20 protein-coding genes and 1 pseudogene are annotated in these 21,594 nt (G+C 69.6%); 4 read left to right on the top strand and 17 right to left on the bottom strand.

All coding sequences use genetic code 11. The annotated features are described in order from the left end of the window. Positions 1-23: 23 nt before the first annotated feature. The gene (locus OO70_RS49375) at positions 24-518 is read right to left on the bottom strand and encodes an NUDIX domain-containing protein (protein ID WP_043687862.1); all 495 of its coding nucleotides are present in this window, start codon (positions 516-518) and stop codon (positions 24-26) included. Then, a complete protein-coding gene (locus tag OO70_RS49370) occupies positions 515-1,393 on the bottom strand; it encodes a helix-turn-helix transcriptional regulator (RefSeq protein ID WP_158711664.1) in 879 nt (292 codons plus the stop codon). Before OO70_RS49370 ends, OO70_RS49375 begins: the two co-directional genes overlap by 4 nt. Before the next feature lie 108 nt (positions 1,394-1,501). On the opposite strand from OO70_RS49370, the gene OO70_RS49365 reads away from it, so the two are divergent. Next, positions 1,502-2,377, top strand: coding sequence for an SDR family NAD(P)-dependent oxidoreductase (locus OO70_RS49365; protein ID WP_051742466.1), 876 nt, complete (start codon positions 1,502-1,504; stop codon positions 2,375-2,377). A 20-nt stretch (positions 2,378-2,397) separates the two neighbouring features. Here the strand turns inward: OO70_RS49365 and OO70_RS49360 are convergent, their stop codons facing one another. Next, on the bottom strand, positions 2,398-2,976 hold the full coding sequence (locus OO70_RS49360) for a TetR/AcrR family transcriptional regulator (RefSeq protein WP_043687861.1): 579 nt from the start codon (positions 2,974-2,976) through the stop codon (positions 2,398-2,400). Positions 2,977-3,110: 134 nt separating this feature from the next. Here OO70_RS49360 and OO70_RS49355 point away from each other — a divergent pair, with 134 nt between their 5' ends. Continuing rightward, on the top strand, positions 3,111-4,130 hold the full coding sequence (locus tag OO70_RS49355) for an NAD-dependent epimerase/dehydratase family protein (protein ID WP_043687859.1): 1,020 nt from the start codon (positions 3,111-3,113) through the stop codon (positions 4,128-4,130). Here OO70_RS49355 and OO70_RS49350 read toward each other — a convergent pair. Then, positions 4,127-5,203, bottom strand: a complete 1,077-nt coding sequence (locus OO70_RS49350) for an ADP-ribosylglycohydrolase family protein (protein WP_043687857.1) — start codon at positions 5,201-5,203, stop codon at positions 4,127-4,129. The two genes, OO70_RS49355 and OO70_RS49350, sit on opposite strands and share 4 nt — an antisense overlap. A gap of 214 nt (positions 5,204-5,417) precedes the next feature. Here OO70_RS49350 and OO70_RS49345 point away from each other — a divergent pair, with 214 nt between their 5' ends. Continuing rightward, positions 5,418-6,536: a glycerate kinase gene (locus OO70_RS49345; protein ID WP_043687854.1), complete on the top strand. Its 1,119-nt coding sequence runs from the start codon at positions 5,418-5,420 to the stop codon at positions 6,534-6,536. 94 nt (positions 6,537-6,630) lie between these two features. Here the strand turns inward: OO70_RS49345 and pssA are convergent, their stop codons facing one another. The 9 genes from pssA to OO70_RS49300 form a co-directional block, all read right to left on the bottom strand. Next, positions 6,631-7,452, bottom strand: coding sequence for a CDP-diacylglycerol--serine O-phosphatidyltransferase (pssA, locus tag OO70_RS49340; RefSeq protein ID WP_019062931.1), 822 nt, complete (start codon positions 7,450-7,452; stop codon positions 6,631-6,633). Between the two features lie 22 nt (positions 7,453-7,474). Next, positions 7,475-8,131 carry a phosphatidylserine decarboxylase gene (locus OO70_RS49335; protein WP_043687851.1) on the bottom strand — a complete coding sequence of 219 codons (657 nt, stop codon included), beginning with the start codon at positions 8,129-8,131 and terminating at the stop codon, positions 7,475-7,477. A gap of 169 nt (positions 8,132-8,300) precedes the next feature. After that, positions 8,301-9,506 (bottom strand): acyl-CoA dehydrogenase family protein, encoded by a 1,206-nt coding sequence (locus OO70_RS49330; RefSeq protein WP_043687848.1) that lies wholly within the window; start codon positions 9,504-9,506, stop codon positions 8,301-8,303. 2 nt (positions 9,507-9,508) lie between these two features. Further along, positions 9,509-10,021, bottom strand: coding sequence for a MaoC family dehydratase (locus OO70_RS49325; RefSeq protein WP_043687845.1), 513 nt, complete (start codon positions 10,019-10,021; stop codon positions 9,509-9,511). Positions 10,022-10,026: 5 nt separating this feature from the next. Further along, complete coding sequence (locus OO70_RS49320) at positions 10,027-10,998, bottom strand: HpcH/HpaI aldolase/citrate lyase family protein (RefSeq protein ID WP_043687844.1); 972 nt, start codon at positions 10,996-10,998, stop codon at positions 10,027-10,029. Beyond that, entirely contained in the window at positions 10,995-13,034 is a 2,040-nt protein-coding gene (locus OO70_RS49315) for a protein meaA (protein WP_043687842.1), read from the bottom strand. The genes OO70_RS49320 and OO70_RS49315 overlap by 4 nt, the downstream gene beginning before the upstream one ends. 17 nt (positions 13,035-13,051) lie before the next feature. Continuing rightward, the gene (gene ccrA / locus OO70_RS49310; protein WP_199827558.1) at positions 13,052-14,389 is read right to left on the bottom strand and encodes a crotonyl-CoA carboxylase/reductase; all 1,338 of its coding nucleotides are present in this window, start codon (positions 14,387-14,389) and stop codon (positions 13,052-13,054) included. Positions 14,390-14,812: 423 nt separating this feature from the next. Further along, complete coding sequence (locus OO70_RS49305; protein ID WP_043687869.1) at positions 14,813-15,640, bottom strand: TetR family transcriptional regulator; 828 nt, start codon at positions 15,638-15,640, stop codon at positions 14,813-14,815. 118 nt (positions 15,641-15,758) lie between these two features. Then, positions 15,759-17,564: a 3-hydroxyacyl-CoA dehydrogenase family protein gene (locus OO70_RS49300; RefSeq protein ID WP_043687837.1), complete on the bottom strand. Its 1,806-nt coding sequence runs from the start codon at positions 17,562-17,564 to the stop codon at positions 15,759-15,761. Between the two features lie 339 nt (positions 17,565-17,903). On the opposite strand from OO70_RS49300, the gene OO70_RS49295 reads away from it, so the two are divergent. Next, a complete protein-coding gene (locus OO70_RS49295; protein ID WP_043687834.1) occupies positions 17,904-18,479 on the top strand; it encodes an adenylosuccinate lyase in 576 nt (191 codons plus the stop codon). A 72-nt stretch (positions 18,480-18,551) separates the two neighbouring features. On the opposite strand, the gene OO70_RS49290 is transcribed toward OO70_RS49295, so the two are convergent. The 4 genes and pseudogenes from OO70_RS49290 to OO70_RS49275 form a co-directional block, all read right to left on the bottom strand. After that, complete coding sequence (locus tag OO70_RS49290; RefSeq protein ID WP_043687832.1) at positions 18,552-19,091, bottom strand: GNAT family N-acetyltransferase; 540 nt, start codon at positions 19,089-19,091, stop codon at positions 18,552-18,554. 41 nt (positions 19,092-19,132) lie between these two features. Further along, positions 19,133-19,531 (bottom strand): RidA family protein, encoded by a 399-nt coding sequence (locus OO70_RS49285; RefSeq protein WP_043687864.1) that lies wholly within the window; start codon positions 19,529-19,531, stop codon positions 19,133-19,135. Positions 19,532-19,617: 86 nt separating this feature from the next. Then, positions 19,618-21,198 (bottom strand): alpha/beta hydrolase, encoded by a 1,581-nt coding sequence (locus OO70_RS49280; RefSeq protein WP_043687829.1) that lies wholly within the window; start codon positions 21,196-21,198, stop codon positions 19,618-19,620. A 161-nt stretch (positions 21,199-21,359) separates the two neighbouring features. Then, positions 21,360-21,594, bottom strand: a pseudogene (locus OO70_RS49275) (Rv2578c family radical SAM protein); the annotation flags it as partial.

Here is a 21,594-nt window from a genome sequence, read left to right as displayed (position 1 = left end):
CAACCCCGGCGCCCCACCCCGCCTCACCCAACCCGCTTCCCGTTCTCCAACTCCGCCGTCCCCGCCCCCTCCTCCAGCACATCGAGCGCCACCAGCACCCGAAGTCCCAGCGAACCCGGCAGATACTCCGTGAGTTCCTCGCGGGGTACGAGGCGCCACGACAGCAGTTCCTCCTCCTGGAGCTGGATCGACTTGAGGTCGTTCGGGGTGAGGAGGCCGCCGTCGTAAAGGTAGGCAACCAGCGGCTGGCGGCCCGCCCGGTGGACCCAGTCGACGGCGAGCAGGCGGCCGAGTTCGATGTCGAGACCGATCTCCTCCAGGGTCTCGCGGCGTGCGCCCTGGCGTGGTGTCTCGCCGTCGTCCGACTCGATCGTGCCGCCCGGAAGGGCCCAGCCCTCACGGTAGTTGGGCTCGACGAGCAGGACGCGGCCCTCGGTGTCACGGAAGAGGGCGGCGGCCCCGGCGAGAATCCGGGGGAGGCTCGCGAGGTACGTTGCGTAGTCTGGCTTGGTGGTCATTCAGGAAGGGTAACCAGCCCGCGCAGCCGCCTCTCCGACTCGCTGCCCGGCTCCGGGAAGTGACAGATCAGGCTCAGCCAGGGCGCTTCCTGCACCGCGAGCCGTACGAACGACACCTCGATGTCACCCGCGCGGGGGTGGTGGTAGCGGCGCAGGGAGGAACGGAACTCCACCACCTCGTGCGCCTCCCACAGGCGGGCGAAGTGCGGGCTGGTGGAGGTGAGTTCGTCGATCAGCTCGGTGAAGCGCGGGTTGTCCAGTTCGTACGCCGCCTGTTGACGCAGCAGGCCCGCCATCCACTCCGTCTCCGCCTCCCACTCCGGCATCAGCGCACGGATGCCGGGTTCCCTGAACAGCAGCCAGGCGCTGTTGAGTTCGCGGCGCGGCCGGTCGAGGAGGGCGGGACCGAGGATGGCCTCCTGGGCCCGGTTCCAGGCCAGGACGTCGAAGCAGCGGTCGATGACGAAGGCCGGGTTCGGCATCAGCGTGTCCAGGAACGCCCTTATCGCGTCCGGTACTTGGAGCGATCGCTCGGCCGGTTCGGGTGCCTCCCGGCCCGCCAGCCGGAACAGGTGGGCGCGTTCGACGTCGTCCAACTGCAGCGCGCGGGTCAGGGCGAGCAGGATCTGCGGGGAGACGTTGATGTCGCGGCCCTGTTCCAGCCAGGTGTACCAGGTGAGGCTCACCCCGGACAGCAGCGAGACCTCCTCGCGGCGCAGGCCCGGTGTGCGGCGTCGGCCGCCCGGTGGCAGCCCCGTCTCCGCCGGGTCGGCGCGCTCGCGGCGGGACCGCAGGAAGGCGGCGAGGGCAGCCTGGCGGCCATGGTCCTTGGCTCCCGGCGGTTCCTTGGCTTCTGGTGGTGGTGTCGGCGGCACCAGTAAATTCTGCACTCTTCAACCGGGCCGCGGCCCGGCGCAGGGTGGGAGGGACACCGGACCCCAAGGTCTCCGGTGATCCGAACTCCCTTGTGAAAGGCGGCCCTTGTGGCTGAGCTGTCCCCGTCCTCACCCCGCACCGTCCTCATCACCGGCGCCACCGGCGGCGTGGGTTCCGCCGTCGCCCGCCGCCTGCACGCCGACGGCTGGACCGTGTACGCCGCCCACCGCCGCCCCGCGGACGCGGAACCGCTGCAGGCCGCCGGCTTCACCCCCGTCCACCTCGAACTGACCGACGAGGAGTCCGTCGCCGCCGCGGCCGAGCAGGTCGGCCCACGTCTGGACGGGCTCGTGAACAGTGCCGCGATCATGGGCCAGGGGCCGATCGAACTGACGCCCGCCGAGGCCTGGCGCCGCCAGTTCGAGATCAACGTGATCGGTCAGGCGACCGTGATCCGCGCCTTTCTGCCCGCGCTACGGGCGTCCGGCGGCCGGATCGTGAACATCGGTGCCGTCTCGGCCCGTGTCCCGCCGCCCTTCTTCGGCTCGATCGCCGCCTCCAAGGCCGCCCTCGCCGCGCTCACCCACGCCCTGCGCGCGGAACTCCGCCACCAGGGCGTCAAGGTCACCCTCGTCGAACCCGGCGCCATGGACACCCCCATCTTCGCCACGGCGGACAAGGCGAGCTCGGAGCTGGGCTGGGCCGGTTCGCCGGCGACCCGGCGGTACTACGCCCGCGCCCTGGACGCCGTACGCGCCGCAGCCGCCCGCCAGCCGCTGGGCCCGGTCGCCCCGGCCGTCGACGCCGTCGTCCGCGCGCTGACCGCCCGTCGCCCCGCGACCCTCACCACCACCGGCCGGGACGGCCGCGCGCTCGCGCTGCTGCGGTTCCTGCCGGACGGGCTGCGGGACCGGCTGGTGCTGCGCGCCTTCGGGGTGACGGCGGAGGCATTCGACGACCTGGCCCTGACGGAGGTGCCCTGAGCCCGTCGACGACACGGCCCTCACGGAGTCGCCCGCAGCCCGTCGACGATGAGGTCGAGGATCCGCCCGGCCCGCGCCTCCCCGCCCCGCGCCGGATCGAGCCGCCACAGCACGCTCAGCTGCAGCAGCACGTCCTCCGGATCGATCCCGGACTTGAGCGAACCGTCGGCGGCCCCCGCCTTCAGGAGTACGTCGATGGCGGCCACGAAGGGCGCGAAGTACTCGTCGTCGGCCCCGCCGTCGGTCGCCGCGTGGATGACCTCGGCGACGCCGTACTTGAGCCGCCCGTAGTGGGCGACCTCGTCGAACCAGCGCCGTAGCGCGACGAGCGGCGGATGGTCGGCCAGCAGTACGGGCGCGCGGTCGATCAGGTGCTGGATGTCGTGCCGGTACAGCTCCAGGATCAGCGCCTCCCGGGTGGGGAAGTGCCGGTAGAGCGTCCCGATGCCGACGCCCGCCTGCTTGGCGATCGCGGTGAGGGACACGCCACTCGACACGCCATTCGACGCACCGCTCGACGCGGCGATCGCCTCGCGGGCGGTCGCCAGGATGCGCTCCCGGTTGTCGAGGGCGTCGCGGCGGGTCGGTTTCGGGTTCACGGGTGCGGGCCGTCCGTCTGGTGTCGGATTGCTAAGCGGAGGGCCCTCCGGTACGTTGGGAGATGTACCGGAGGGGCCTCCGTTTCGCCTTCCATTCTGGCACATCCCCACCCGACACCGCAGGGAGCACCGTCATGCCCGAACTCGTCCTGGTCACCGGAGGCAGCGGCTACATCGCCGGCTGGTGCGTCGCCGAACTGCTGCGCCGCGGCTACGACGTCCGTACGACCGTCCGCGCCCCGGGCAAGGAGCGCGCGGTCACCGACGCCGTCGCGACCGTCGTCGACCCCGCCGGACGGCTGAGCTTCGCCGTCGCCGACCTCACCGCCGACGAGGGCTGGGACGCCGCGGTCAAGGGCGTCGACCACGTCCTGCACGTCGCCTCCCCGCTCGGCGCCGCCTCCGACGACCCCGACGCCCTGATCGCCGCGGCCCGCGACGGCGCCCTGCGCGTCCTGCGCGCGGCCACGGAGGCGGGCGTACGACGCGTGGTGATGACCTCGGCGGCGAACGCGGCGAGCCCCTCGTCGTACGCCTCGGAAGGTGTCACCGACGAGTCGCTGTGGACCGATCCGGACGACCCGACCCTGATCCCGTACCGCCGCTCGAAGACTCTCGCCGAGCGGGCCGCCTGGGACTTCATGAGCGGCTACGACGGTCCGACCGAGCTGACCACCGTGCTCCCCGGCGCCGTCTTCGGACCGGTCCTCACCACCGCGAACATGGGCTCCGTCGGCATCATCGCGCGCATGGTGAGCGGAAAGATGCCGGGCGTCCCGCGCATCGGCCTCGAAGTCGTGGACGTCCGGGACCTCGTCGACGTCCACATCCGGGCGATGACGTCACCGGACGCGGCGGGCCAACGCTTCCTGGCCACCGGGGAGTTCGTGTGGATGGAGGACATCGCGCGCACCCTGCGCGACGGCCTCGGCGAGCACGGCCGTACCGTCTCCACGCGCCGTCTCCCGGACTTCGCGGTCCGGCTCGCGGCGCGCTTCCGGGACCCGTCGCTGCGCGAGATCACCCCCGCGCTCGGCCGTCGCAACCGCCACAGCACGGAGAAGGCGCGCCGCGTCCTCGGCTGGGAACCGCGCCCGGCCCGGGAAGCCGTCCTCGACTGCGCCCGGAGCCTCATCGCGCAGGGGGCCGTCTAGGTATCAGCGGCCTCCGCCAACTGCACTGTCCGCGCCGCCAGTTCACTGATCCGCACCCCGTCGAAACCGAACACCGCACTGCGCACCGTGTCCTCCAGCGGGTCCTTCCACTGCCCCGGGATCGCGTCCGCGCCGGTCAGCACCCCGGCGACCGAACCGGCGGTCGCGCCGTTCGAGTCGGTGTCCAGGCCGCCGCGCACGGTCAGCGTGATGGTGCGGGTGAAGTCCCCGTCGCCGTACAGGAGTCCGGCGGTCAGGACGGCCGCGTTCGGGATCGTGTGGATCCAGCCGAGCCCCGCGGTCTCCTCGGACACCGTGGTCAGCGTGTCCTCCCAGGTCATCCGGGTCTCGTGCAGCGTGAGCACGCGGCGCACGGTGCGCGCGAGGCGGCAGCCCGGCGGGATCACGGTCAGCGCCGTGTCGAGCGCGTGCCGCACGGTGGGCGCGGTGAACGCCGCCGAGATGAGAGCGGCGGCCCACATCGAGCCGTAGACACCGTTCCCGGTATGCGACAACACCGCGTCCCTGCGCGCCAGTTGGGCCGCGCGGCGAGGGGAGCCCGGGCTGGTCCAGCCGTGGATGTCGGCGCGGATCAGGGCGCCGATCCACTCCTGGTACGGGTTGTCGTGCGTCGCCGTCAGCGGCGGCTTGAGGCCGTTGGCGAGGTTGCGGTAGGTGGCGCGCTCGGCCGTGAACGTCTGCAGATACGGCAGTCTCCGCAGCCACAGTTCCCCGACCTGCTCGGTGCTGAAGCCGAAGCCGTGGGTCTCCAGCAGGTCGAGGCCGAGGACGGCGTAGTCGATGTCGTCGTCACGGCAGCTGCCGTGGATCCGGCCGCGCACGCACCGCTGCCACTCGGGGCGCAGCGCGACGCCCTCGTTCTCGTCGGCCGGCTCGGGCAGGTAGTCGGTCAGCGGCAGGGCGCCGGCCCGCCGGAGATAGCGGTCGATGCGGTCGCGCGTCCACAGGTCGCCCTGCTCGACCGGCTTGCCGAGCATGTTGCCCGCGATCCGGCCCAGCCAGCCCCCGAGGATGCGGTCCGCGAGCACTGGCTCACTGCCCACAGGGGTCATAGGACCGGTCTACCCGATTCGGGGGGTGACCGCGCGGGGTTCGACCGGTCCGCACAGGGCACTCGTAGGCCGGTCCCAGGGTTCGGTCGGAGCATGACGGCGCGGGCGTCCTCCGGTTAAGGTCGCAGCGGCGCGACTGGCCCTGAAGTGTGTGGGGCCCGTAGAGCAAGGGGAACGCAAGGTGGCGGACGCTGCACAGAGGGGCACCCACAGGGTGCTCATCGCCGCGGACAAGTTCAAGGGGTCGCTGACGGCCGTGCAGGTCGCCGAGCGGGTGACGGCCGGGCTGCGCACGGTCGTACCCGATCTGGACGTCGCGGCGATGCCGGTCGCCGACGGCGGCGACGGCACGGTGGACGCGGCCGTCGCGGCCGGGTTCGAGCGACGGGAGATACGGGTCGCCGGGCCCCTCGGCCACGAGGTCACCGCCGCTTTCGCGGTGCGCGGCGACACGGCCGTGGTGGAGATGGCCGAGGCGAGCGGACTGCAACGCCTTCCCAAGGGCGTCTTCGCTCCTCTCACCTCCTCGACGTACGGCTCCGGCGAACTGCTGCGGGCCGCCCTGGACGCGGGCGCCCGGACGATCGTGTTCGGGGTCGGCGGCAGCGCCACGACCGACGGCGGCGCCGGCATGCTCTCCGCGCTCGGCGCCCGCTTCCTGGACGCGGAGGGCGAACCGGTGTCCCCGGGCGGCGGTGGCCTGACCGACCTCGCCTCGGCCGACCTCTCCGGACTCGACCCACGACTCGCCTCCGTCGCCCTCGTCCTCGCCAGCGACGTCGACAACCCCCTCACCGGCCCCAAGGGCGCCCCCGCGGTCTACGGCCCCCAGAAAGGCGCCACACCGGACGACGTGGACGCCCTCGACGCGGCCCTCGGGCACTACACGAAGGTCCTGGAGGAGGCGATCGGCCCCAGGGCCGCCGAGTCCGCCTCCGCACCCGGCGCAGGCGCCGCCGGCGGCATCGGCTACGGCGCCCTCCTCCTCGGCGCGCGCTTCCGCCCCGGCATCGAGGTCATGCTCGACGTCCTCGGCTTCGCCGCCGCCCTGGAGGGCGCGACCCTCGTCATCACCGGCGAGGGCTCCCTCGACGAACAGACCCTGCACGGCAAGGCCCCGGCGGGCGTCGCCGCGGCGGCCCGCGCGGAGGGCAAGGAGGTCGTCGCCGTCTGCGGCCGCCTCGCCCTGCCCCCACAGGCCCTCGGCCACGCCGGCATCCGCCGCGCCTACCCCCTCACGTCGGTCGAACCTGACGTGGTGAAGTGCATCGCGGACGCGGGACCCATCCTGGAGCGGGTGGCGGAGAACATCGCGCGGGACTTCCTGGTCTGAGCCTCAGCTCTTCCTGGTCTGAGTCCCGCCCAAGGAACGTCGAAGGGCCCCGAGCCAAGTGGCTCGGGGCCCTTCGTTTCGTCTGCTACGACCGCTACGGAAGCTGTGCGGCTCGCGCCTCACGCCGGTTGCCGCGGAAGTTGTTCACCCTGCGAGCCGTCGCGAACAGCGGGATCACCGCGCCCATGACCAACTGGAGCGCGCAGCCCGTCTGGAGGAGCAGTTGACCGCCCGGGGCATCGAACGCCCAGGATGCCAACAGGCCCATCGACAGGACGATCCAGGCGAGCATCGCGACCGCGAGGCGACCGCGCGGCTTCGGGTACTCGACCCGGCTCACCATCAGCCAGGCGGTGCCCAGGATCGCGAGCAGCGTTGCCACGAAGGGCAGTTCGAGCAGCACGATCGAGACCACCGTCAGCGCACCGAACGGGGAGGGCATGCCCTGGAACATGCCGTTCGGCGGCGTCACGCACGAGAAGCGCGCGAGTCTCAGCACCACGGCCAGCAGCACCACGATCGCTCCGACCGCGGCCACTCTCTGGTGCGCGTCGTCGGCGACCATGCCGTAGACGAGGACGAAGTACGCCGGCGCGAGGCCGAAGCTGATCAGGTCCGACAGGTTGTCCAGCTCCGCGCCCATGGGGGACGAGCGCAGCTTGCGGGCGACGAGGCCGTCGAAGAGGTCGAAGACCGCCGCGCACAGCATCAGGATGACCGCGGTGGCCGCGCTGTGGCGGGCCATGCCGGTCGACTCGTCGTTGCCCGTCAGGTGCGGGATCAGGATGCCGGTGGTGGTGAAGTACACCGCCATGAAGCCGCAGGTGGCGTTGCCGAGGGTGAGGGTGTCCGCTATTGAGAGGCGGAGAGAAAGAGGCATCTCCTCCTCGTCGTCCACCTCGTCGGCCTCGGGCACCCAGCCCGCCTGTGTCTCCGGATCAACCACGGTCAATGCGAGTCACCCCAGCCACGGTCTTCTGGCCGACCTCCACGTCCACCTCGACACCCTCGGGGAGGTAGATGTCGACGCGTGAACCGAAGCGGATCAGACCGATGCGCTCGCCCTGCTCGACCTTCGTGCCCTGCGGGACGTAGGGGACGATGCGGCGGGCGACGGCGCCGGCGATCTGGATCATCTCGATGTCACCGAGCTCGGTGTCGAAGTGCCAGACGACCCGCTCGTTGTTCTCGCTCTCCTTGTTGAACGCGGGAACGAAACCGCCCGGGATGTGCTCGACCGAAGTCACCGTGCCGGAGAGCGGCGCGCGGTTGACGTGGACGTTCAGCGGGCTCATGAAGATGGCGACGCGGGTGCGACCGTCCTTCCACGGCATGATGCTCTGCACCACACCGTCGGCGGGCGAGATGACCCGGCCCCGGGTGATCTCGCGCTCGGGGTCGCGGAAGAACCACAGCATGCCCGCCGCGAGCGCGGTGGCGGGTACGGCCACGGCCTTGGCGGCGCCGGACTTGCGCGCACGTACCAGGCTGAGGGCTGCGGTGGCGACGGTCGGCAGGAGCCACGGCGATGCTCCGCGCGCGAGGCGTACGCCTGCCAGGCTGTCGCGTGGTGCAGAGGTTTGGCTGTGGGGCATGGATGACCTTCGTAGCGGATGATGCCGCGCTGTAACGGGGGACGGCGGCTTTCCCGGGATCGTACCGGTCGCGGGCCACAACTGGGCAAGCCAGGAAGCCGAGTCGGCGGCTGAAGAGCGTTGACGGGGTGTGATCTTCTTCTCGATGAAAACACCCCGAAACGGACAATCAGCCCTGGAATCGATACTCTTCGAGCAACCTGCGCCCGATGATCATTTTCTGGATTTCGGCGGTACCTTCGCCGATCAACAGCATCGGCGCCTCGCGGTAAAGGCGTTCGATCTCGTACTCCTTGGAGAATCCGTACCCGCCGTGGATCCGGAAGGCGTCCTCGACGACCTCCTTGCAGTACTCGGAGGCGAGGTACTTCGCCATCCCTGCCTCAAGGTCGTTTCGTTCGCCGGAGTCCTTTTTGCGTGCCGCATTCACCATCATCGCATGGGCGGCCTCGACCTTGGTGGCCATCTCCGCCAGCTTGAACTGGATCGCCTGGTGCTGGGCGATGGGCTTCCCGAACGTGTGACGCTGCTGCGCGTACGAGACGCCCAGCTCGAAGGCACGCTGAGCGACGCCGCAGCCACGCGCAGCCACATTCACGCGGCCGACCTCGACTCCGTCCATCATTTGGTAAAAACCTCGGCCGGTCTCGCCACCGAGCACCCGGTCGGCCGGAATCCGCAGGCCGTCCATGATCAACTCGGTGGTGTCGACGCCCTTGTAGCCCATCTTGTCGATCTTCCCGGGGATGGTGAGACCGGGCCGGACCTCACCGAAGCCGGGCTCCTTCTCGATCAGGAAGGTCGTCATCGACTTGTGGGGCGCGGTGCCCTCCGGGTGGCCTTCGTCACTTCGCACGAGGACGGCCACGAGTGAGGACGTTCCGCCGTTCGTCAGCCACATCTTCTGGCCGGTCAGGACGTATTCGTCGCCGTCCTTGACCGCCTTGGACGTGATGGCCGAGACGTCGGAGCCCAACCCCGGTTCCGACATGGAGAACGCGCCCCTGATGTCGCCGGCCGCCATCCGCGGCAGGAAGTGGTCCTTCTGCTCCTGCGTGCCGTGCTGCTTGAGCATGTAGGCCACGATGAAGTGGGTGTTGATGATGCCGGACACCGACATCCACCCGCGCGCGATCTCCTCCACGCACAGGGCGTACGTCAACAGGGACTCGCCCAGGCCGCCGTACTCCTCCGGGATCATCAGGCCGAAGAGGCCCAACTCCTTGAGCCCGTCGACGATCTGCTGCGGATACTCGTCGCGGTGCTCCAGCTCGGTGGCGACCGGGAGGATCTCCTTGTCCACGAAGTCGCGGACGGTGGACAGGATTTCCCGCTGGATGTCGGTGAGACCGGCGGTCTGGGCGAGTCGCGCCATGGCTACTTCTCCTGCTCCTTGAGCTGGGGGCGGCCGGGCTGCTCGCCGCCGCGCTCCTTGATGTACGTCTCGGTCGGCACCATCACCTTGCGGCGGAACACGCAGACCAGCGTGCCGTCCTGCTTATAGCCCTTGGTCTCGACGTACACGATCCCGCGGTCGTTCTTCGACTTCGAGGGCGTCTTGTCGAGGACCGTCGTCTCGCCGTAGATCGTGTCCCCGTGGAAGGTCGGCGCCACGTGCTTCAGCGACTCGACCTCCAGGTTGGCGATCGCCTTGCCCGACACGTCCGGCACCGACATGCCCAGCAGCAGCGAGTAGATGTAGTTGCCGACCACCACGTTCTTGCCGAAGTCCGTCGTGTTCTCGGCGTAGTTGGCGTCCATGTGGAGCGGGTGGTGGTTCATCGTCAGGAGACAGAAGAGGTGGTCGTCGTACTCCGTGACGGTCTTCCCGGGCCAGTGCTTGTAGACCGCGCCGACCTCGAACTCCTCGTAGGTGCGTCCGAACTGCATGGTGCTCAGGCCTCCGGGGCTTCGAACTTGGACGTGCGCTCCATGCCGGCGGCCCGGCCCTTGCCCGAGATGACGAGCGCCATCTTGCGGCTGGCCTCGTCGATCATCTCGTCGCCGAGCATCGCGGAGCCCTTCTTGCCGCCCGCCTCGGACGTGTAGAAGTCGTACGCGTCCAGGATCAACTCGGCGTGGTCGAAGTCCTCCTGGGACGGCGAGAAGATCTCGTTGGACGCCTCGACCTGGCCCGGGTGCAGCACCCACTTGCCGTCGAAGCCGAGCGCGGCGGCCCGCTGGGCGACCGCGCGGTAGCCGTCGATGTTGCGGATCTGGAGGTAAGGGCCGTCGATCGCCTGGAGGTTGTTGGCGCGGGCGGCCATCAGGATCTTCATCAGGATGTAGTGGTAGGCGTCCGCCGGGTACCCGGGCGGCTGTTCGCCCACGACCAACGACTTCATGTTGATCGACGCCATGAAGTCGGCCGGACCGAAGATGATCGTCTCGACACGTTGACTGGCTTGAGCGATCGCATTGACGTTGTTGAGTCCCTGCGCGTTCTCGATCTGCGCCTCAATACCGATCTTGCCGAGCTCGAAGCCCATGGTCTTCTCGATCTGCGTCAACAGCAGATCCAGGGCTACGACCTGCTGGGCGTCCTGCACCTTCGGCAGCATGATGCAGTCGAGGTTCTGGCCCGCCCCCTCGACGACCGTGACGACGTCGCGGTACGTCCACTCGGTCGTCCAGTCGTTGACGCGCACGACCCGCGTCTTGCCCGTCCAGTCGCCCTCGTTGAGGAACTTGACGATGGTGTGCCGCGCCTCGGGCTTGGCGAGCGGCGCGCACGCGTCCTCCAGATCCAGGAAGACCTGGTCGGCCGGGAGGCCCTGCGCCTTCTCCAGGAAGCGCGGATTGCTCCCGGGGACCGCGAGACAGGAGCGCCGCGGGCGAAGCCGGTTGACGGGGGCGGGCGTGGTCATGCGGGGACCTCCAAGGGGTCGAGCAGGGGGTCGAGCTTGTTCGCTTTCCGGATCTCGTCGACGATGCGGCCGATGATTCCGGTGATGTCGAAGTCCTTCGGCGTGAAGACCGCCGCGACTCCGGCGGCCCGCAGCTGTTCGGCGTCACCATTGGGGATGATCCCACCGGCGATGACAGGTATGTCTGTGGCACCGGCCACACGGAGCCGTTCGAGGACGTCGGGCACCAACTGGGCGTGCGAGCCGGACAGGATGGACAGGCCGACCGCGTGGACGTCCTCCGCGAGGGCCGCGTCCACGATCTGCTCCGGGGTGAGCCGGATGCCCTGGTACACCACCTCGAAGCCGGCGTCACGCGCGCGTACGGCGATCTGCTCGGCGCCGTTGGAGTGCCCGTCCAGACCCGGCTTGCCGACTAGGAAGCGCAGTTTGCCGACGCCCATCTCCCGCGCCGTCACATCCACCTTGCGGCGCACCCCGGCCATCGCCGAGCCCTCTTCGGCGGGCACCGCCACCGGCGCCGACGAGACGCCCGTGGGCGCCCGGAACTCGCCGAACACCTCCCGCAGGGCCCCGGCCCACTCGCCGGTCGTGACACCGGCGCGGGCGCACTCCAGGGTGGCCTCCATGAGGTTGTCGGTGCCCTTGGCGGCCTCCTTCAGCCGCTCCAGCGCCTTGCACGGGCGCGGGTGGTTGAACGGCGGCTGGTAGCGCGTGTCCCGCCAGTGCTGCAACGACTCGATGACACGGGCCTCGACGGCCGGGTCGACCGTCTGGATCGCGGTGTCGAGGTCGGCGGTGAGTGGATTGGGCTCGGTCGTGTTGAAGATGTTGACGCCGACGATCTTCTCTTGACCGGACTCAATACGGGCCCGCCGCTCCGCGTGCGAGGACACGAGCTGCGACTTGAGATATCCGGACTCGACGGCGGCCATCGCGCCGCCCATCTCGTCGATACGGTCCATCTCGGCGAGGGACTCCTCGACCAGGGAGGCCACCTTCGCCTCGATGACGTGCGAGCCCTCGAAGATGTCCGCGTACTCCAGCAGGTCGCTCTCGTACGCCAGCACCTGTTGCATGCGCAGCGACCACTGCTGGTCCCAGGGGCGGGGGAGCCCCAACGCCTCGTTCCAGGCCGGGAGTTGCACGGCACGCGCGCGTGCGTCCTTCGACAGCGTCACGGCCAGCATCTCCAGGACGATCCGCTGGACGTTGTTCTCCGGCTGCGCCTCCGTCAGGCCCAGGGAGTTGACCTGGACGCCGTAGCGGAACCGGCGCTGCTTCGGGTCCTCGATGCCGTAGCGCTCGCGCGTGATCTCGTCCCAGATGCGGCCGAAGGCGCGCATCTTGCACATCTCCTCGATGAAGCGGACACCCGCGTTCACGAAGAAGGAGATGCGGGCGACGACATCGCCCCTGCGGTCCTCGGGAATCTGGCCGGACGCGAACACCGCGTCCAGGACGGCGATCGCGGTGGACATCGCGTACGCGATCTCCTGGACCGGCGTGGCTCCGGCCTCCTGGAGGTGGTAGCTGCAGATGTTGATCGGGTTCCACTTGGGGATGTGGTTGACCGTGTAGCAGATCATGTCGGTCGTCAGCCGGAGCGAGGGCACCGGCGGGAACACGTGCGTGCCCCGCGACAGGTACTCCTTGACGATGTCGTTCTGGGTCGTCCCCTGGAGCTGGGTGATGTCGACGCCCTGCTCCTCGGCGACGACCTGATAGAGCGCCAGCAGCCACATGGCGGTGGCGTTGATCGTCATCGAGGTGTTCATCTGGTCCAGGGGGATGTCCTGGAACAGCCGGCGCATGTCACCCAGGTGCGCGATCGGCACACCGACCCGGCCGACCTCGCCGCGGGCGAGGATGTGGTCGGAGTCGTAGCCGGTCTGCGTCGGCAGGTCGAACGCGACCGACAGACCGGTCTGGCCCTTGGCGAGGTTGCGCCGGTACAGCTCGTTGGACGCCTCTGCCGTGGAGTGACCGGCGTACGTGCGCATCAGCCACGGCCGGTCTTTCTGACGCTCAGTCATCTACGGGACCTCGGCCTTCAGATGTTCCGGAAGCGGTTGATCGCGTCGATGTGCTGGGCGCGCTTCTCCTCGTCGCGCACACCGAGGCCCTCCTCGGGGGCGAGGCACAGGACGCCGACCTTGCCCTGGTGGAGGTTGCGGTGGACGTCGTAGGCAGCCTGCCCGGTCTCCTCCAGGGAGTACACCTTGGAGAGCGTCGGGTGGATCTTGCCCTTGGCGACCAGCCGGTTGGCCTCCCAGGCCTCGCGGTAGTTGGCGAAGTGCGAGCCGATGATCTTCTTCAGGGACATCCACAGGTAGCGGTTGTCGTACTCGTGGTTGTACCCGGAGGTCGACGCGCAGGTGACGATCGTGCCGCCCTTGCGGGTGACGTAAACGCTTGCGCCGAAGGTCTCGCGACCGGGGTGCTCGAAGACGATGTCCACGTCCTCGCCGCCGGTGAGTTCACGGATGCGCTTGCCGAACCGCTTCCACTCGCGCGGGTCCTGGTGGTGCTCGTCCGCCCAGAACTTGTAGTCCTCGGCGTTGCGGTCGATGATCGCCTCGGCGCCCATTGCCCGGCAGATGTCGGCCTTTTGAGGGCTGCTCACCACACAGATGGGGTTGGCGCCGCCCGCGAGCGCGAACTGCGTGGCGTACGAGCCGAGTCCGCCGCTCGCGCCCCAGATCAGGACGTTGTCGCCCTGCTTCATGCCGGCGCCGTTGCGGGAGACCAACTGCCGGTAGGCGGTGGAGTTCACCAGGCCCGGGGCGGCGGCCTCCTCCCACGACAGGTGGTCCGGCTTGGGCATCAGCTGGTTGGACTTGACGAGCGCGATCTCGGCGAGTCCGCCGAAGTTGGTCTCGAAGCCCCAGATGCGCTGCTCCGGGTCGAGCATCGTGTCGTTGTGGCCGTCGCTCGACTCCAACTCCACGCTCAGGCAGTGCGCGACGACCTCGTCGCCGGGCTTCCAGGCGTTGACGCCGGGGCCGGTGCGCAGGACGACGCCCGCGAGGTCGGAACCGATGATGTGGTAGGGCAGGTCGTGCCGCTTGGTCAGCTCGCTGAGCTTGCCGTAGCGCTCCAGGAAGCCGAACGTGGACAGCGGCTCGAAGATCGAGGTCCACACGGAGTTGTAGTTGACCGAGGAGGCCATCACGGCCACCAGGGCCTCGCCCGGGCCCAGTTCGGGCACCGGTACGTCGTCCAGGTGGATCGACTTGCGGGGGTCCTTGTCGCGGGTGGTGAGGCCCGCGAACATGTCCGTCTCGTCCTTGTGCACGGTGATCGCGCGGTACGACTCGGGGAGCGGCAGGGCGGCGAAGTCGGCCGGAGTCGAGTCCGGCGACTGGATCGCGGCGAGGATGTCCTTCACGGTCACGGTGTTGCCTCCGGCGAAGAGCCCCTTGAGGGAGGGGCGCTGAGGGTTACGTCGGTGCTGCTGCTGAGGGTGGGTGAGACGTGCCGTCGGTTCGGCGGGTGGAGCTTCGGCAGCGCTTTGTGGCGCGGGAGGTTGCCTGTGACGCAGGCGTCCGGGCGCGCAGCCCAGTGGTGGGTTGCGGGGACAGCCGACGTACGAAAGGTCTCTGCACGCCGGCCGCCCGGACATCTTCAACGTATGACACTGCGTGTCACCCCGCAAGGCACCGAGTGCCATGAATCGCTCTCAGGTGAAATCTTTACGTAACAAATGAGCGATGATCGATCGAACGGGGTCGGAAAGGTACGTGAAAAGGGGCCCTGACATGCCAAAACGGCCACCCCGTGGGGTGGCCGTCATCACACAGTGCGGGGCAGGTCAGCGGTCCCGCAGTGCCTCTTCGATGGTCCGCATGACCTCGTCCAGCGGGGCGTCGGTGCGCGCGACCGTCACCAGGACCTCGCCCTGCTGGTGCACCATCGCCGTGGCCGGCTTCGGGGCGGCGGTGCGGCCGGCGCCGATGCCGCTGCCGAACGTCTTCCGTACGATCCCGAAGGCGTGGTCGAGCTGGGCCTCGACGTCGCCCTGGCCGCCGGCCCGCAGCCAGCGCCGCAGCACGTGGTTGTGGGCGGTGACCACGGCCGAGGCGGCGACCTCGGCGAGCAGCGGGTCGTCGTTGGCGTCGTCGTCGTGCGCGTGCTCGTCGAAGTGGCCCAGGAGATAGCGCGTGAACAGCCGCTCGTAGCGCGCCACCGACGCGATCTCGGCCTCGCGCAGGGTGGGCACCTCGCGCGTCAGCTTGTAGCGGGCGACCGAGATCTCCGGCCGCGCCGCGTACATGCGCATGACTTCCTTGATGCCCCGGCACACCGTGTCGAGCGGGTGCTCGTGCGCGGGGGCGGCATTGAGTACCGCCTCGGCCCGGATCAACGTGTCGTCGTGGTCCGGGAAGATCGCCTCTTCCTTGGAACGGAAGTGCCGGAAGAACGTCCGGCGCGCGACCCCGGCCGCGGCCGCGATCTCGTCGACGGTGGTCGCCTCGTACCCCTTGGTCGCGAACAGCTCCATCGCGGCCGCCGCCAGCTCGCGCCGCATCTTGAGACGCTGGGCGGCGGCACGGCTGCCCGCGGCACTCTCCGGTGCGTCGGGCGTGGCTGGTGTACGTGAGGGCTTGGCGGGCTGGGGCATGACCCGAACGTACTGCATGTGCGCAGCTTGGCGTGCACGTCGGAGGTTTCCCCCGCCCGCCGCGGGCAGGGGTCCTCCGGTGGGTCCGAGCAGCCCGCCCCAGTCGCCGTCGACGCCGACCCGGTCGTCGGAACCCTCAGCGGCGGGCATATTCGCGGAAGCCGCGGCCCGTCTTGCGGCCGAGGCAGCCCGCGGCCACCAGGTGCTCCAGAAGCGGTGCCGGAGCCAGGCCCGGGTCGCGGAATTCGCGGTGCAGGACCTTCTCGATCGCCAGGGAGACGTCCAGCCCGACGACGTCCAACAGCTCGAAGGGGCCCATCGGGTAGCCGCCGCCCAGCTTCATCGCGGCGTCAATGTCGTCAAGAGATGCATAGTGCTCCTGCACCATCTTGATCGCGTTGTTGAGGTACGGGAAAAGCAGTGCATTGACGATGAAGCCGGCTCGGTCGCCACAGTCAACGGCATGCTTCTTGATCTTGATGCAGACCTCATGCACTGTTGAGTGGACGTCAACATCCGTCAACACTGTACGGACGACCTCGACCAGCTTCATCGCGGGCGCCGGGTTGAAGAAGTGCATGCCGATCACGTCCTGCGGACGCGAGGTGGCGCGGGCGCACGCGACGACCGGCAGCGACGAGGTCGTGGTGGCCAGGACCGCGCCCGGCTTGCAGACCTTGTCCAGCGTCGCGAACAGCTGCTGCTTGATCTCCAGGTCCTCGGCGACCGCCTCGACGGCCAGATCGACGTCGGCGAACGCGTCGTACGAGCCCGCCGGAGTGATCCGCTCCAGGGTCTGCGCGGCGGCCTCGGCGGTCATCCGCCCCCGGTCGACAGAGCGCGAAAGCGACTTGCCGATACGGGACTTGGCGAACTGCGCCTTCTCCTCACTGCGGGCTGCGAGAACCACGTCGTACCCGGCCTTGGCGAAGACTTCGGCGATACCGGACGCCATGGTCCCGGAGCCGGCGACACCGACGGAGCGCACGGTACGACCAGGGGTGAGCTGTGCGCCCTCCGGCGGGGTCAGCGCGTCCCGCACGACCGTGGCGCTGCCCTCGGCCTCGTAGGAGTAGAAGCCGCGGCCCGTCTTGCGGCCGGTCAGGCCCGCCTCGCTGAGCTGCTTCAGGATCGGCGCGGGGGCGTGCAGACGGTCGTGGGACTCGGAGTACATCGCCTCCAGGACCGTGCGCGCGGTGTCGATGCCGATCAGGTCGAGGAGTGCCAGCGGGCCCATGGGGAGCCCGCAGCCGAGCCGCATCGCGGCGTCGATGTCCTCGCGGGAGGCGTACTTCGCCTCGTACATCGCGGCCGCCTGGTTGAGGTAGCCGAACAGCAGGCCGTCCGCGACGAATCCGGGCCGGTCGCCGACCGCGACCGGCTCCTTGCCCAGCTCGATCGCGAGGTCGGTGACGGCGGCGACGGCGGTGGGCGCGGTCAGCACCGAGGAGACGACCTCGACCAGCTTCATCGCGGGCGCCGGGTTGAAGAAGTGCAGCCCGAGCACCCGCTCCGGCCGTGCCGAGTCGGCGGCGAGCCGGGTGACGGACAGGGCGTTCGTGCCGGTCGCGAGAATCGTCTCGGGGCGCACGATCCCGTCCAGCTCACGGAAGATCTGGTGCTTGATCTCGTACGACTCCGGGGCCACCTCGATGACCAGGTCGGCGTCGGCCGCGGCCCGCAGATCGGTGGAGGTACGGACCCGGGCCAGGGCGTCGGTGCGCTCCTGCTCGGTCAGCCGGCCGCGCTGCACGGCGCGGGCGGTCGCGGTCTCCAGGGCGGCGACGGCGTGCGCGGTCGCGGCCTCGCTGACGTCGATGCCGACGACCTCGCGGCCGGCCCGGGCGAGGACCTCGGTGATACCGGTGCCCATCGTGCCGAGACCGACGACGGCAATGGTCTTGAAGGGGGACAGAGGGGCGTCGGACAGGGGAGTTGCCATCGCGGGACTCCTGGAATGAGGGTGACGACTGGGAGCGCACTCCGTACGCCGAGGGGCGCACGGAGTGCGAGAAGGAGTGCGGGTGTAGCCGGGCAACAAGCGCACACGCCCGGCGAGAAGAGAGTTCCGACCGGCCCTGTCCCAAGCCGTGTCGTACTGCGGCACACGAGGTACCGAACCGACTGCACTCACGGCGGCTGCGTCACCAGGCCGCCGTAAGGAGGTACGCGAGTGGGTAACTCGCTCGTCTGAGCTTAACCGGTGGGTAACGAGCGCGCCAGCCCCCGGAGTTTGTGATGTAGGTCCCGTCTGTCCCGCGACCCCCATAGGCTCGGCTTCATGGACGAAGAGTTGCGATCACTCACGGAGCGCTTACGGCAGGAGTCGGGAGGGGCGGTGCCGTACGAGCATCTGGTGGCGACCGGAGACCTCGACGAGCTGGCGGATGTGCTCACGGCCGTCGGACAACCGCTCTGGGCCCGGGAGTTGGCCGCGTTCCGGCTCGGCATCGCGGGCGACCGGCGTGCCTTCGAGTCACTCGTCCTGTTCCTCAACCACCGTGAGCCGCCGCGCTGCGCCTCCGCCGCGTACGCCCTGGCCCGTCTCGACGACCCCCGCACCGCCCGCGCGGCCGCCGCCCTCGCCACCAACGAACTCCGGGTCGCCTACGCCCTGCACCCCGTCCGGCTCCTGGCCGACCTGCGCGCCCCCGAGTCCGTCCCCGCTCTCATCACCACCCTGGAGCGACGCCTGCGCCCCCATGACCCGTACCGCCGCGTGGCCCTCGCCTGCGTGCAGGGCCTCGGTGAACTGGGCGACCCCCGCGCCAGACCCGTACTGAACGACGCACTCGCGCATCCCGCGCTGGCGGAGGCGGCGGTGCACGCGCTGGGGCGGATCCCACGGCAGCGGTGAGCCGCTCGGCACCTCCTTGACGCTCAGCACCCCCCTCAATGCTCGGCACCCCGCTCAGTGCTCAGCACCCCCTCAACCCGTCAGCTCCCTGACGTACCGGATCTCGGGCACCGACACCCCCTCCACCTCGTACGGCTCCTCCGCCCCGTCCGCCCGGAAGCCCGCCCGCTCGTAGAAGCGGCGGGCGCGGGCGTTGCCCCGGACGACCCAGAGGAGGACGCGGTCGTGGCCGAGGGCCGCGCACTGCCGTAGGGACTCCTGCATCAGGGCCCGCCCTGCGCCGGTGCCCAGGTGTTCCGGGTCGAGGTAGATGGCGTACAACTCGACGTCCCCGGCGCGGACTTCGCCGTCCCTGTACGGCCCGAACGCGGCCCAGCCGACGATCTCCTCGCCCCGCGAGGCGACCAGGTTCACCACGCTGCCGTCGCCCTGCTCGAAGCGGGCCCGGCGTTGCTCGGCGTCGTCCTTAGCGCTGAGGGCGTCCAGGAAGGACTGCGGCATGAGCTCCCGGTACGCGAACTGCCAGCCGAGGACGCGGATCTCGGAGACGCGGTCGCAGTCGGCGAGGGTCATCGGGCGGATGCGGATCGCGAGGGGGTCGTCGTCGTTCATGGCCGCACCCTAGGGATGCGCCTGTCGACACGGCCTCCGAATTATTCGCCCAGCACCGCGAATGCCTCGATCTCCATCAGGAACTCCGGTCGCACCAGCCCGGCAACCTGCACGGCCGATGCGGCGGGGAGCCGGTCGTCGGGTATGTGTGCGGCGCGGGCCGCGCGGATGGCCGGCATGTGGGCCATGTCCGTGACGAAGAAGGTCAGTTTGACCACGTCGTCGAAGGTGGCGCCCGCCGAGGCCAGGCAGCGGCGGAGGTTCTCGAAGACCTGGCGGGCCTGGGCCGCCGCATCGCCCTCGCCGACCAGCTTGCCGTCCTCGTCGAGCGCGAGTTGGCCGGAGATCGCGACGAAACGACCGGTGCCGAGCACGACGTGCGTGTAGGCCGTCGCGGGCGCGACGCCGTCGGGGGCGGGAATCCTCGTCAGCTCACTCATGAGTCCATCGTGGACCATGGGTCTGACAACGAGGATTCCCGCCCCCGACGGGCCGTCAGGCCGTACTCAACCGTCCTTGGCCGGCCTCAGCCGCGGAAGCCCAGCAGGCCGTGCAGCGTCGAACCGTGTGCCGTGCTCGTCGCCGCCTTCGCCGTGGTCAACGGTTCCGGATCGGGCACCTTCTGGCACACCGCGTCGATCTCGCCGCCGCTGCGGGGCACCTTGCCGTTGGTCAGATACGTCGCCAGGTACTTGTCCAGGCAGGCGTTCCCGCTCAGCGTGATGCCGTGGTTCCCGCCGCCCTGCTCCACCACGAAACTGGAGCCGGCCAGCATGTTGTGGACCGTCAGCCCGCCCTCGTAGGGGGTCGCCGCGTCGTTCGTCGCCTGGAAGAGCAGCGTCGGCGGCAGCTTGCCGTTGGCGATGTTGATCGGCTGCTGGGACTTCGTCGGCCAGAACGCGCACGGCGCGTTGTACCAGGCGTTGTTCCAGGCCATGAACGGCGCCTTGTCGTACACCGCCCAGTTGTCCTTGCGCCACTGGTTCCAGTCGCGCGGCCAGGACGCGTCACGGCACTGCACCGACGTGTAGATGCTGTACCCGTTGTCGCCGGAGGCGTCGATCGCGGCGAAGTTGTCGTACGCCTCGACCAGCGGATCGGCGTTCTTGTCGTTCACGTACGCGGCGAACGCCTCGGCGAGATAGGGCCAGTAGCCGTTGTAGTACCCGCCGGGGATGAAGGTGTCCTCCAGTTCGGAGGCTCCCACCTTGCCGCCGGCCGGCTTCTTGGCGAGCGCCTTCCGCATCGCGTACCACTTGGCCTCAATCTTGGCCGGGTCGGTACCGAGCTTGTACGTCGAGTCGTACTTCGCGATCCACGCCATCAGCGCCTGCTGGCGGTCGTTGAACGCGTAGTCCTGCCCGATGTTGTCGTCGTACCAGACACCGGTGGGATCGACGATGGAGTCCAGGACCAGGCGGCGCACGCGCTCCGGGTAGAGCTTGGCGTACACGGCGCCCAGGTAGGTGCCGTACGAGTAGCCGAAGTAGTTGATCTTCTTCGCGCCGAGCGCCGCCCGGATCGAGTCCATGTCCCGCACGGCACTGATCGTGTTGATGTACGGCAGCACGCTCGCGTACTTCTTGCCGCAGGCGGCCGCGAAGGACTTCGCGCGCGTGAGGTTGGCCTTCTCCAGCGCGGGGGTGCTCGGCACCGAGTCGGGGCGGACCGGGTTGAAGTAACCGGGCTTGCAGTCGAGGGCGGGGGTGCTCTTGCCGACGCCGCGCGGGTCGAAGCCGATGACGTCGTACTGGGACGCCACCGCCTTCGGCAGCGAGGACGCGACGAAGCCCGCGAGCGTGAGCCCGCTGCCGCCGGGGCCGCCGGGGTTGACCAGCAGGGGGCCCTGGTACGTCGTCGCGGTGTGCGGGACGCGGGACAGGGCGAGCGTGATCTGCTTGCCGTGCGGCTTCGCGTGGTCGAGCGGCACCTTGACGCTCGAGCACTGCAACGTCGGGTAGTTGGTGGTGGCGCACGACTTCCAGGTGAGCTTCGCGGCCTGCACGGTGGTCGCGGGGCGCGCGGTGCTCGCGTCGGCGGGGAGAGCGGTGACCGTCCCGGCCACGACGACGGCGGCACCGCACAGTACGGCTGCGCGTTTTCTCATGAGTCCTCCCAGGACGGAGGGAAAGCGGACCGCGAGTCCACGGTCCCCGCCGCATCGTCCCGGAAAGCGCGCCCGGACGAACGCGTTCTGGCGATACTTGACCCGATTGGGCCGCCGGATGCGCTCGAACGCTCGCTCCGGGACCGTTCTTGGAAGGCCTCTCAGATCAGCGAGAGTTGGATCGGTTCGGTCACCGGTGGATCGACCGGCTCCGCCGGCTCGGGAATCCGGCGTGGCATGCCCGCGCGCGCGGGGCCGATGCCGTACTCCTGCGCCAGGTCGTGGACCTGACGGGTGATCCGGCGCTGGTACCACTTGGGGGCGTACGCGCCCTCGGCGTACAGCCGCTCGTAGCGGCGTACCAGGTGTGGGTGGTGCTGGCCGAGCCAGGCCGTG

The organism is Streptomyces xylophagus (assembly GCF_000716435.1).
Taxonomy (GTDB): domain Bacteria; phylum Actinomycetota; class Actinomycetes; order Streptomycetales; family Streptomycetaceae; genus Streptomyces; species Streptomyces xylophagus.
Note: the sequence above shows the minus strand (reverse complement) of the source record. Positions and strands in the feature narration are given on the sequence as shown.

Coding starts and splice junctions, on each gene's coding strand:
- OO70_RS49330 (WP_043687848.1), bottom strand. CDS start 9,506: ATGGCGCGACTCGCCCAGACCGCCGGTCTCACCGACATCCAGCGGGAA.
- OO70_RS49280 (WP_043687829.1), bottom strand. CDS start 21,198: ATGAGAAAACGCGCAGCCGTACTGTGCGGTGCCGCCGTCGTCGTGGCC.
- OO70_RS49355 (WP_043687859.1), top strand. CDS start 3,111: ATGCCCGAACTCGTCCTGGTCACCGGAGGCAGCGGCTACATCGCCGGC.
- OO70_RS49325 (WP_043687845.1), bottom strand. CDS start 10,021: ATGCAGTTCGGACGCACCTACGAGGAGTTCGAGGTCGGCGCGGTCTAC.
- OO70_RS49305 (WP_043687869.1), bottom strand. CDS start 15,640: ATGCAGTACGTTCGGGTCATGCCCCAGCCCGCCAAGCCCTCACGTACA.
- OO70_RS49350 (WP_043687857.1), bottom strand. CDS start 5,203: ATGACCCCTGTGGGCAGTGAGCCAGTGCTCGCGGACCGCATCCTCGGG.
- OO70_RS49290 (WP_043687832.1), bottom strand. CDS start 19,091: ATGAACGACGACGACCCCCTCGCGATCCGCATCCGCCCGATGACCCTC.
- OO70_RS49375 (WP_043687862.1), bottom strand. CDS start 518: ATGACCACCAAGCCAGACTACGCAACGTACCTCGCGAGCCTCCCCCGG.
- OO70_RS49295 (WP_043687834.1), top strand. CDS start 17,904: ATGGACGAAGAGTTGCGATCACTCACGGAGCGCTTACGGCAGGAGTCG.
- OO70_RS49335 (WP_043687851.1), bottom strand. CDS start 8,131: ATGCCCCACAGCCAAACCTCTGCACCACGCGACAGCCTGGCAGGCGTA.
- OO70_RS49315 (WP_043687842.1), bottom strand. CDS start 13,034: ATGACTGAGCGTCAGAAAGACCGGCCGTGGCTGATGCGCACGTACGCC.
- OO70_RS49285 (WP_043687864.1), bottom strand. CDS start 19,531: ATGAGTGAGCTGACGAGGATTCCCGCCCCCGACGGCGTCGCGCCCGCG.
- OO70_RS49300 (WP_043687837.1), bottom strand. CDS start 17,564: ATGGCAACTCCCCTGTCCGACGCCCCTCTGTCCCCCTTCAAGACCATT.
- OO70_RS49320 (WP_043687844.1), bottom strand. CDS start 10,998: ATGACCACGCCCGCCCCCGTCAACCGGCTTCGCCCGCGGCGCTCCTGT.